Origin of the sequence: Kitasatospora sp. NPDC057738, assembly GCF_042798815.1 — a bacterium.
Taxonomy (GTDB): Bacteria; Actinomycetota; Actinomycetes; order Streptomycetales; family Streptomycetaceae; genus Kitasatospora; species Kitasatospora lactacystinica.
Genome location: NZ_JBHVJT010000142.1, coordinates 1 through 9,488 on the forward strand (window position 1 = coordinate 1; position 9,488 = coordinate 9,488).

Genomic DNA, 9,488 nt, shown 5'->3' on the forward strand with positions numbered 1-9,488 from the left:
GTCGTCCACCGCCGGGGCTACCAGGGGCCGTACGGACCGGTGTTGCTCCGACCGCCCCGGCCCCCGTTGCCTCCGGTCAGTGCCCGGATCGCCGGGCGGACGTCCACCACGTAGACGATCGAGGCGACCAGACCGGCCAGGGTGCCGATGCCGGTGAAGAAGTTCACCCCGAACAGGAAGTCCCAGCCGAAGGAGATCGCCAGGATCGCCACCCAGAAGCCCTTGGTCTTCTTGTCGGCCGCCCGGTAGGCGTCCTCCCGGCGGGTGGCCGCGTCGGCCAGGGCGAACAGCTTGTAGCCGAGGATGGCGATGGTCGCCCACCAGATCGGGTTCAGATAGGAAAAGGCCAGAATCTGCAACACTCCGACCATTTCGATCTCCTCTGCTCTCGACTCCGGCACTGCGACCGCCGCCCATCCTGGCACGACGACCGTCCACGACGGGGTCAACGTCCCACGGTCACCTACTGTGCCCCTCGGGGCACCACGTCACTCCGCGGCGTCGGCGGCGCCCTTGCGGGCCCGGGAGGGCTTCTTCGGGGCGGGCTCGGCGCCGCCCTCCGCGGCCGGCGCGGGCTCGGCCGGCTCCGCGACCTCGACCGGCTCCACGGTCAGCTCGGGCCGCTCGGACGGCTCGCCCTCCTCCGAGGCTCCCGGGCGGGCCTTGTCCACCACGACCTTGCCGCGCTCGGCCAGCTCGTCGTAGGTCTCCTTGGCCTTCACCGCCAGCTCGACCGCGCGGGCCACCTGCTGCAGCGCGAAGCCCTGGGCCCGCTCCTGCAGGGCCTTGAGGTCCGTCGGCATGCCGGTGACGGTCTCGGTGACCTTGGCCTGCGCCCCGGTCAGCAGCGACTGCGCCTCCTGGAGCGTGGCGGTGGCCTTCTCCTGAGCGCCCTTGCGGTCCGCCGCCAGCGCCTCGACCCGGCCCGGCACCTCGCGCAGCTTCTCGTACGCGAGGTCCCCGGCGCCGGCCAGGGCGTACAGCGGGGTCGGGTCGCTGAGGGTCTTCTTGATCTCGTCGGTGATGGGCATGGTTACCGGTCCTCCCGGTGGATGTTCTGGGTGGCTGGGCCGTCGGTCGTCGGGGTGGGTGCCGACGCGGCGTTCTCCTTGAGGAAGGCGTCGTAGACCGCGAGCAGCGCCTGCTTCTGCTGCTCGTTGATCAGCGGATCGGCCAGGATCGAGGCCCGCAGTTCCAGGCCCTCGCCCCGCCGCTCCTCCAGGATCCCGGCCTGGACGTACAGCGTCTCCGCCGAGATCCGCAGCGCCTTGGCGATCTGCTGGAGGATCTCCGCGCTCGGCTTGCGCAGCCCGCGCTCGATCTGGCTGAGGTACGGGTTGGACACGCCGGCGGCCTCCGCCAGCTGCCGCAGCGAGTACTGGGCGTTGCGGCGCTGCTCGCGGATGTACTCGCCCAGCGAGCCGACGTTCAGTGAGGCCATGCGGACAGCCTGCAACACCCCGCTTGCAAATGCAAGCAGGGTGCTAGCGGCAGCAAACGCGCGCGTCCCCGTCGGGGCGCGGCCGGGGCCGGGCGGACCGGGCGGTCAGGCCAGATGGGCGAGGAGGAGCTCGATGAGCCGTTCGGGGGTGCGCAGCGGGAGGTAGTGGTCGGCGTCCGGGACGAGGTGGCCGCGGGCGCCGGGGATGTCGTCGGCGAGCCGCCGGGCGATCGCCGCGATCTCCGGGTGGTCGCGGTCGCCGTGGACGACCAGGGTGGGCGCGGCGACCGTGCCCAGGAGCGGCTCGGCCGCCCGGGCCGGGGCGCCCGCGAGGTGGTGCTCGCTGACGATCCGGCGGGCCGCGTTCTCCTCGACCATCGCCGCGATCAGCTCGCCGCCCGGTGCGCCGCGGCCCAGGGCGGCCCAGACGGAGAGCTCCAGCTCGGCCAGCTCCGCCGCGTCGCCACGGCGCCGGGCCTCGGCGTAGGCGGTGGTCTCCGGGGACGGCGGCCAGTCGTGGCCGCTGACCGAGGCGCCGACCAGGCCGAGCGCGGTGACCCGGTCGGGGTGGGCGAGGGCGAAGTCCAGGGCGGTCTCCCCGCCCATGCTCAGACCGACCAGCGCGGCACCGGGCAGACCGAAGTGGTCCAGGACGGCGCCCAGGTCCGCGACGTCGTCGAAGGCCTGCTCCGGCGTGCTGGAGCGGCCGAGGCCGCGGGCGTCGTAGCGGATCACGTCGTGGTGGCGGGCGAGCGCCGGGGCGACGGCGTCCCACAGCCGGGAGTCCATGCCGGAGCCGTGCAGCAGCACCACCGGGCTGCCGGCTCCTCGGCGCTCCGCCCACAGCCGGCCGCCGCCGGGGGCCGGGACGTGGACCGTGCGGACCTGTTCCGCGGGGACGTGCTCCGCGGGGACGTGCTCCGCGGGGACGTGGACCCCGGAGCCGGGGGCTTCGGAGCCGGGGGCGTCAAGTGCAGGGACGTCCGAGGCAGGGGCGTCGGGGGCGTCGGGGTGCGGGCTCATGCGGTGATCCTTCCAGAGCCCCGGCGAGGCCCGCCGGTCAGCCGGACTCGGGCAGCCGGACCGGCATCAGCACGGAGAAGGTGCCCGAACGACCGGGCGTGCGGACGGCCAGCGGGGCGATCGGGCCGCCGAGTTCGAGGAGCAGCTGCCCGGGGCGGCCGGCGTCGAGGGCTTCCAGCAGGAAGTCCCGGTTGACGGCCAGTCGGTAGCCCTCGGGGGCCGGATCGTCGGCGACCGTCAGGCGGCCGTCCCCGGTCAGGGTCAGGACGGTGACCTCGCAGTCGGCGCCGTCCGGGCCGGAGGGCAGGGTACGGGTGGCCCCGGCCGCCACGGCCGCCCGCAGTTCGGCGGCCGAGAGGGTGATCCGGTGCTCCGGCGCGAGCCGGGTGACGGCCCGGTGGTCGGGGTAGTCGAAGTCCAGCGCGGCGCCCTCGATCCGGTGCTCCCCGACCTCGGCCCGGACCGGACCGCCGCCGAGGGTGAGCGCGACCTCCGCCGCCCCCGAGCCGAGCAGCGCGCGCAGCGCGTCCACCAGCGCGGTCGGGACGACCGTGCCCGCCACCGGCCGCTCGGGCGTGTCACCGGCGGCGGACACCTCGGCGAGGGCCATCCGGTAGCGGTCGGTGGCGACCAGGCGCAGCACCGGCCCGTCGGGCTCGAAGAGCACGCCGGCGAGCGAGGGCAGCTCCGGGTCCCCGCAGACCGCGAAGCGGACCGCGTCCAGGGCGGCCGCGAGTTCTTCGGCCGGGACGGTGAACCGGAGTCCGGCGGGGGTGGTGGTCATCGGCTGCTCCCTCTGGTCGATCATCGCGTGGATCAGGGAGAGCTCGCGGCGGGCGTCGGCGAGGCCGTCCTCCAGACGGCGCAGGTGCGCGTCGAGCACCTGCCGGGCCTCCTCGCCGCCGGGCGCGGCGCCGAGCACGGCGCGGACGTCCGTCAGCGGCAGGCCGACCCGGCGCAGCCTGGCCAGCAGCCGGGCGTCGGCGAGCTGGCCGGGCCGGTACCAGCGGTAGCCGGTCTGCGGATCGACCCAGGCGGGGGTGAGCACCTCGGCGCCGTCGTAGTAGCGCAGGGTGCCGACGCCCAGTCCGCTGGCGCGGGCCAGTTCGCCGATGCTGTGCAGCTCGCTCTCCATGCCGGTGACTCTGCGGGCTCGACCTGGTCGAGGGTCAAGCCGGGTCGGGCCGGTCGGCGCCGTCGCCGGGGGCGGGAGCGGGAGCGTCGGCGGGAGCGGGAGCGTCGGCGGGAGCGTCGGCGGGAGCGGGAGCGGCGGCGGGAGCGGGAGCGGCGGAAGGGACGGGGGCCGAGGGAGGCACGGGCGCGGCGCCGGTGAGGTGGGCCAGCTTGTGCGGGTTGCGGACGCTGCGGATCCCGGCGATCCGCACGGTGCCGTCGGGCTGCTCGGCGAATTCGAACACCGACACGGAGTCGACGGCGCCGTCCACGGTGACCAGCGCACCGGGCTCGCCGTTGACCAGGACCGGACGGGCGCCGGCACCCTCACCGAGCTGCCCGAGCACCCCGAGGACGAAGCGGGCGACGTTCTCGGCACCGACGACCGGCCGCAGCGCGGCGCGGATCACCCCACCGCCGTCCGTCCAGGCGGTGACGTCGGGGGCGAGCAGTTCGAGCATCCGGTTGAGGTCGCCGCCGGCGCAGGCCACCAGGAACTCGTCGGTGGCGCGGCGGCGCAGCTCGGGCGGGGCGTCGTAGCGCGGCCGGCCGGCGCGCACGTGCGCCCGGGCCCGGCTGCCGACCTGACGGCAGGCGGCTTCGGTGCGGTCCAGGGCCTCGGCGATCTCCTGGTAGGTGAATCCGAAGGCCTCCTTGAGCACGAACACCGCCCGCTCCAGCGGGGACAGGCTCTCCAGCACCACCAGCAGGGCCACCGAGACCGTCTCGGCCCGCTCGACGCCCTCGGTCGCGTCCGGCTCGGTGACCAGCGGCTCGGGCAGCCAGGGGCCGACGTAGGACTCGCGGCGCACGGCGGCCGAGTCCAGCTTGTTGAGCGCGAGGTTGGTGACCGTACGGGCCAGGAAGCCGCCGGGACTGGCGACCGGGCCGGTGACGCCGCTCCAGCGCAGCCAGGTGTCCTGGACCAGGTCCTCGGCATCGGCGACGCTGCCGAGCATCCGGTAGGCGATGCCGAAGACCGTCCGCCGGTGCCGCTCGAAGTCGGCCAAGCGGGGGTCGGCCGACCGGGAGTCGGCCGACGGCGCGTCGTGGGTGTCGGTCACCCGCGCGACGCTACCGCACGGTAGCCGCCGCGCTCAGCCCCGGAAGGCCTCGTAGGCGGGGGCGAGCACGACGGCGAGGTCGCGGCCGTGCACGGTGATGCCGGAGCGGCCGAGGCGGCGCAGCGAGGACTCGTCCGGACCGTCCTCCTCCTCCTCCGCCGCCGGCGCGCGGCGCAGGGTGAAGTCGCCGCACCAGTAGGCGGCGACGTTGACCACGGGCGGTTTCGGTTCGTCGCTCACGCGTCCTCCTCGGCCACGGCGTCCTCCCGGGTGAGGGCGACCAGTTCGCGCAGCGCCTCGACCGGCAGGTCGGTGAGCCAGCGCTCCCCCTCCCCCACCACCGCATCGGCCAACGAGCGCTTGGCGGCGAGGAGTTCGTCGATCCGCTCCTCGACGGTGCCGACGCAGACCAGCCGGCGGACCTGGACGTCCCGGCGCTGGCCGATCCGGAAGGCCCGGTCGGTGGCCTGCTCCTCGACCGCCGGGTTCCACCAACGGTCCAGGTGGATCACCTGGTTGGCGGCGGTCAGGTTGAGGCCGGTGCCGCCGGCCCGCAGCGAGAGCAGGAACACCCCCGGCCCGTCCGGGGATTGGAAGCGTTCGACCAGCTCCTCACGGCGCGCCCGGGGCAGGCCGCCGTGCAGGTAGAGCACCTCCTCGCCGAGCCGGCGCTCCAGGTACGGGCGGAGCATCGCACCGAACTCGGCGTACTGGGTGAAGACCAGCGTCCGGTCGCCCTCGGCCAGCGCCTCCTCCAGCAGTTCGGCCAGCCGGGCGACCTTGCCCGAGCGCCCGCCCACCGCCGAACCGTCGTGCAGCAGTTGGGCCGGGTGGTTGCAGACCTGCTTGAGCTTGCCGATCGCGGCCAGCACCGTGCCGCGCCGCTCCACGCCCCGGATGCCCTCGACCCGCCGCAGCAGGTCGGCGACCACGGCCTGGTAGAGGCCCGCCTGTTCGGCGGTGAGGTTGCACCAGACGGTCATCTCCTGCTTGGCGGGCAGCTCGGCCGCCACCGCCGGGTCGGACTTGACCCGGCGGAGCACGAACGGTGCGGTGCGGCGGAGGAGTTCGGCGGTGCGTTCGGGACTGCGGTGCAGCTCGACCGGGATCGCGTAGCGCTCCTTGAAGCGCTCGGCCGGGCCGAGCAGGCCCGGGTTGGCGAAGTCCAGGACGGCGTGCAGTTCGGCGAGCCGGTTCTCCACCGGAGTGCCGGTGAGCGCGATCCGGTGCCGGGTGACGGGAAGGGCGCGGATCGCCCGGGACTGCGCGGTGCCGCTGTTCTTGATGTGCTGGGCCTCGTCGGCGACCACCCGGCGCCAGCGGATCGCGCGCAGGGCGGCGAGGTCGCGCTGGACCAGCCCGTAGGTGGTGATGACCAGGTCCACGCCCCTGACGGCCGCGGCGAGTTGCTCCGCGCCGAGGCGGCCGGCGCCGTGGTGGACGTACCGTCGCAGACCGGGGGCGAAGCGCTCGGCCTCGCGCTGCCAGTTGCCGACCAGGGACATCGGGCAGACCAGCAGGGTGGGGCCGGCGGTGTCCTCCGCCCCCTTCGCCGCCCCCTTCGCCGCCTCCGGCCCGTCCGCCGCCTTCAGCCCGTCCGCCGCCTTCGCCGCCTCCGCCCGCTCGGAGGCGAGCAGGGCGAGGGTCTGGACGGTCTTGCCGAGGCCCATGTCGTCCGCCAGCACGGCGCCGAGGCCGAGTCCGGACATGGTCCGCAGCCACGCCAGCCCGCGTTCCTGGTACGGGCGCAGCTCGGCCCGGAAGTCCGCCGGCAGCTCCGGGGCCGGGGCGGCGACGGCCTGCCCGGCGAGCAGCTCGCCGAGCGGGCCGTCGGCGCGCACCGAGGTGACCGGCAGCCCGGCGACCGTCGCCTCCGGGTCGAGGGCGAGCCGCAGCAGCTCTCCGGCGGCGAGCACGCCGTCGCGCCGGTCGGCGAGGAAGGCGAGCGCGGCGGCGATCTGGGCCGGGTCGGCCTCCAGCCAGGTGCCGCGCACCCGGACCAGCTCCTGCTTGGCCGCGGCGAGTTCGGCCAGTTCCCGCTCGGTGAGCGGCTCCCCCTCCGGGCCGAGCGCGACCTGCCAGCGGAAGGCGACCACGGCGTCCCGGTCCACCTGGCCGGCGGCCGCGAGCGAGCCGGGTGCGGGCGGGGCGGTGGCGCGCAGGGCGAGCCCGAGCCGGGGGCGGCGGCGCCACCAGGCGGGCAGCAGCACCCCGAAGCCGCCCTCGGCGAGGGCGGGCGCGGCGGTGCGCAGGAAGTCGAGCGCGCCGGCCCGGCCGAGCGGCAGGGCGGACGGGTGGGAGCGGTGGCGCAGCCCGTCCAGGGCGGGCCAGCGGTGGGCGGCGCGGGCGAGTTCGGCGACCAGCACGTCGACCGGGTCGGCGCCCTTGCGGGCGAGCGCGGCGTGGGCGGCGCCGCCCTCGTGCAGGTCGGCGGCGCGGACCAGCAGGGAGGGCTCGTCCACGGCCTGGAGCAGGAACTCCAGCTGCCACGCGTCGTCGGAGGGCCGGCCCTCCGGGTCGTCCTGATCGGGGCCGAGCGGCTCGACCAGGCGGAAGCAGAGCCGCAGCGCCGGATCGACGGGCTCGGCGGCGGCGTACCAGGCGCCGAGCCCGCGGCGCAGTCCGGCGAGCTCCTCGGGCGGGGAGCCGTCGAACCAGCCGTCGGGGGTGGTGAGGGCGTGCAGCCAGCGCTCGGCGACGGCCGCCCCCGGTCCGGCGCCGCCGTCGACCGGGAAGGGGGACGGGGCGTCCGCCAGTGCGGCGCGGGCCTCGGCGTCCACCAGTGCGCCCAGGGCCGCGCCCAGCAGCGCGTCCCCGTCGTCGGCGCCGTACGGCCACTCCCCCAGCAGGACGGGCGGGCAGCCAGCGGCCAGGGCGGCGGCCTCGCGGCGCCCGGCCGGGGTGAGGTCGGGCCGCCACCGGGCCTGCGGGCGGCCGTCGGCGGCGGTCACGGGCAGCGGCTGGACCCGGCCGCGGCCGACCGTCCGCCAGGCGAGGTCGTGCACTCCGGTGAGCCAGCGCAGCGAGGGGCCGTGGACCACCTCGACCCGTCCGGCGCCGGGCAGATCGCTGCTGGTGACGGCCCAGACCGGGTCGAAGACCTCACCGAGCAGCTGGGCGGCGGCCCCGGCCCCGAAGAGCAGGGCCGGCACCCGCCAGGGCGTGAGCACGGCGCCGCCGCGCGGCGGGGCGACCGGAAGGTCGGGCGAGGGCGCGGGGACGGTGCCGACGGTGGGCAGCAGCAGGGTGGCCCAGCGCTCGGGGGCCTGTCCGGCGAGCCAGCCGAGACCCGGACCGATGCCGCCGAGCACGGCGGCCAGCTCGCCGGCCGGGCAGGCGTAGGGGTGGGCGCGCGGGGCGGGCCGGTCGGGCTGCGGTTCGGCGGCGCCGGGGTGGGCGCGGGCGTCCTCGGCCCAGAGCGCCAGCTGCCCGTCCGCCCGCCAGAGCGCGTGCAGGACGAACATCGGGGGCCTTCCGGGCGGGGTGGGACCGTCCTTCGCAGCCTATCCGGGAGGTCCGACAGGGCGGGTCCGCTGAGCCGTTCGGAGGAATCCGGAGCACCATGGTTGAAAGTTGAACGAAGTTGTCCTACGCTGGAGCCAACAAGTTGAAGCCTAAACAACTGGCTTCGAACCAAGGAGGAAGCCATGGGCCTGTTCAACCGCACCAAGACCGTCACCGCCCCCGCCGCGACCGCCGTCCCGACCCCGGCCGGCCCGGACCTCGCCCACCTGACCGGCGACTGGACCGTCGACAACACGCACAGCGAGATCGGCTTCTCGGTCCGCCACGCGATGGTCACCAACGTCAAGGGCCGCTTCACCGAGTACGACGGCAAGCTGCACCTGGACGGGACCCACCCGGGCAACTCCTCGGCCGAGCTGGTGATCAAGGTCGCGAGCGTCGACACCAACCAGGCCCAGCGCGACGAGCACCTGCGCACCGGCGACTTCTTCGCCGTCGACACCCACCCGGAGATCCGCTTCCGCAGCACCTCCGCCCAGCTGCTCGGCGGCGACTCGTACCGGATGACCGGCGACCTCACCATCAAGGGCACCACCCGCCCGGTCGTGCTCGACCTGGAGTACACCGGCAGCGCCACCGACGCGTACGGCGCCGACCGGGTCGGCTTCGAGGGCAAGGCCGTCGTCGACCGCACCGAGTTCGGCCTGACCTACAACGCCGCGCTGGAGACCGGCGGCGTGCTGATCGGCGAGAAGGTCAAGCTCAGCTTCGACATCTCCGCCGTCAAGGCGGCCTGAGCCGGCCGTCCCCCCGAGCACCGCCCCTGCCCTTCCCCCCGGGGGCAGGGGCGGTCTTCGCGTGACGGCCGCCCGCCCGTACGGCGGTCGGCCGCCCGCGTCCGCCCCTGCGCCGACAGCACCGTGTCCACCCCTGCCGCAGCCACGCCGCGTCCGCCCCTACCGCAGCAGCGCCGCGTCCGCCTCGGGAAGCCAGCTGCCCGGCGGACGGCGCAGCCAGCCCTCGGCCGCGCCGAGCGCGCCGGCCGCGGCGGCGAGCGCCCGCAGCCCCGGGTGACGCTCCCCGGGCCGGTGCACCAGGCTGACCAGGCTCAGCGGCACCGGTTCCACCAGCGGCACGTTCACCGTCCCCGGGATCCGCGGGCCGCCGACCGTGGTCAGCATCGGATCGCCGTGCCGGGCGAGGTAGCGGGCGGTCTCGTCGACGCCCACCGGCGGCACGTACGGCGCGGCCGCCGTCAGACCGTGCTCCCGCAGCAGCCGGGTGCCGAGGTCGGCCCACTCGGTGGTCGCCGGGTTGCCCGC

Annotated in this window: 9 protein-coding genes and 1 pseudogene; 1 reads left to right on the forward strand and 9 read right to left on the reverse strand. The window is 75.8% G+C overall.

The annotated features are described in order from the left end of the window. Positions 1-17: 17 nt before the first annotated feature. The 8 genes from ACFVGO_RS38810 to ACFVGO_RS38845 all read right to left on the reverse strand — a co-directional run bounded on the left by ACFVGO_RS38810 (position 18) and on the right by ACFVGO_RS38845 (position 8,165). Positions 18-371 carry a DUF2516 family protein gene (locus ACFVGO_RS38810; protein ID WP_359910441.1) on the reverse strand — a complete coding sequence of 118 codons (354 nt, stop codon included), beginning with the start codon at positions 369-371 and terminating at the stop codon, positions 18-20. A 117-nt stretch (positions 372-488) separates the two neighbouring features. Next, a complete protein-coding gene (locus ACFVGO_RS38815) occupies positions 489-1,031 on the reverse strand; it encodes a hypothetical protein (RefSeq protein ID WP_380636870.1) in 543 nt (180 codons plus the stop codon). Between the two features lie 2 nt (positions 1,032-1,033). Further along, complete coding sequence (locus tag ACFVGO_RS38820) at positions 1,034-1,441, reverse strand: helix-turn-helix transcriptional regulator (RefSeq protein ID WP_359910435.1); 408 nt, start codon at positions 1,439-1,441, stop codon at positions 1,034-1,036. A 105-nt stretch (positions 1,442-1,546) separates the two neighbouring features. Continuing rightward, complete coding sequence (locus ACFVGO_RS38825) at positions 1,547-2,464, reverse strand: alpha/beta fold hydrolase (RefSeq protein WP_380355385.1); 918 nt, start codon at positions 2,462-2,464, stop codon at positions 1,547-1,549. Between the two features lie 37 nt (positions 2,465-2,501). Then, complete coding sequence (locus ACFVGO_RS38830) at positions 2,502-3,599, reverse strand: MerR family transcriptional regulator (RefSeq protein WP_359910429.1); 1,098 nt, start codon at positions 3,597-3,599, stop codon at positions 2,502-2,504. Between the two features lie 34 nt (positions 3,600-3,633). Beyond that, positions 3,634-4,701 carry an RNA polymerase sigma-70 factor gene (locus ACFVGO_RS38835; protein ID WP_380636872.1) on the reverse strand — a complete coding sequence of 356 codons (1,068 nt, stop codon included), beginning with the start codon at positions 4,699-4,701 and terminating at the stop codon, positions 3,634-3,636. A gap of 33 nt (positions 4,702-4,734) precedes the next feature. After that, positions 4,735-4,941, reverse strand: a complete 207-nt coding sequence (locus ACFVGO_RS38840) for a hypothetical protein (RefSeq protein ID WP_380636873.1) — start codon at positions 4,939-4,941, stop codon at positions 4,735-4,737. Further along, positions 4,938-8,165, reverse strand: a complete 3,228-nt coding sequence (locus ACFVGO_RS38845; RefSeq protein ID WP_380636875.1) for an SNF2-related protein — start codon at positions 8,163-8,165, stop codon at positions 4,938-4,940. Before ACFVGO_RS38845 ends, ACFVGO_RS38840 begins: the two co-directional genes overlap by 4 nt. A gap of 183 nt (positions 8,166-8,348) precedes the next feature. On the opposite strand from ACFVGO_RS38845, the gene ACFVGO_RS38850 reads away from it, so the two are divergent. Then, complete coding sequence (locus tag ACFVGO_RS38850; protein WP_359910420.1) at positions 8,349-8,963, forward strand: YceI family protein; 615 nt, start codon at positions 8,349-8,351, stop codon at positions 8,961-8,963. 159 nt (positions 8,964-9,122) lie between these two features. Here ACFVGO_RS38850 and ACFVGO_RS38855 read toward each other — a convergent pair. Further along, a pseudogene (locus ACFVGO_RS38855) lies at positions 9,123-9,488 on the reverse strand (LysR family transcriptional regulator); the annotation flags it as partial.

Coding starts and splice junctions, on each gene's coding strand:
- ACFVGO_RS38820 (WP_359910435.1), bottom strand. CDS start 1,441: ATGGCCTCACTGAACGTCGGCTCGCTGGGCGAGTACATCCGCGAGCAG.
- ACFVGO_RS38825 (WP_380355385.1), bottom strand. CDS start 2,464: ATGAGCCCGCACCCCGACGCCCCCGACGCCCCTGCCTCGGACGTCCCT.
- ACFVGO_RS38850 (WP_359910420.1), top strand. CDS start 8,349: ATGGGCCTGTTCAACCGCACCAAGACCGTCACCGCCCCCGCCGCGACC.
- ACFVGO_RS38830 (WP_359910429.1), bottom strand. CDS start 3,599: ATGGAGAGCGAGCTGCACAGCATCGGCGAACTGGCCCGCGCCAGCGGA.
- ACFVGO_RS38815 (WP_380636870.1), bottom strand. CDS start 1,031: ATGCCCATCACCGACGAGATCAAGAAGACCCTCAGCGACCCGACCCCG.
- ACFVGO_RS38845 (WP_380636875.1), bottom strand. CDS start 8,165: ATGTTCGTCCTGCACGCGCTCTGGCGGGCGGACGGGCAGCTGGCGCTC.
- ACFVGO_RS38810 (WP_359910441.1), bottom strand. CDS start 371: ATGGTCGGAGTGTTGCAGATTCTGGCCTTTTCCTATCTGAACCCGATC.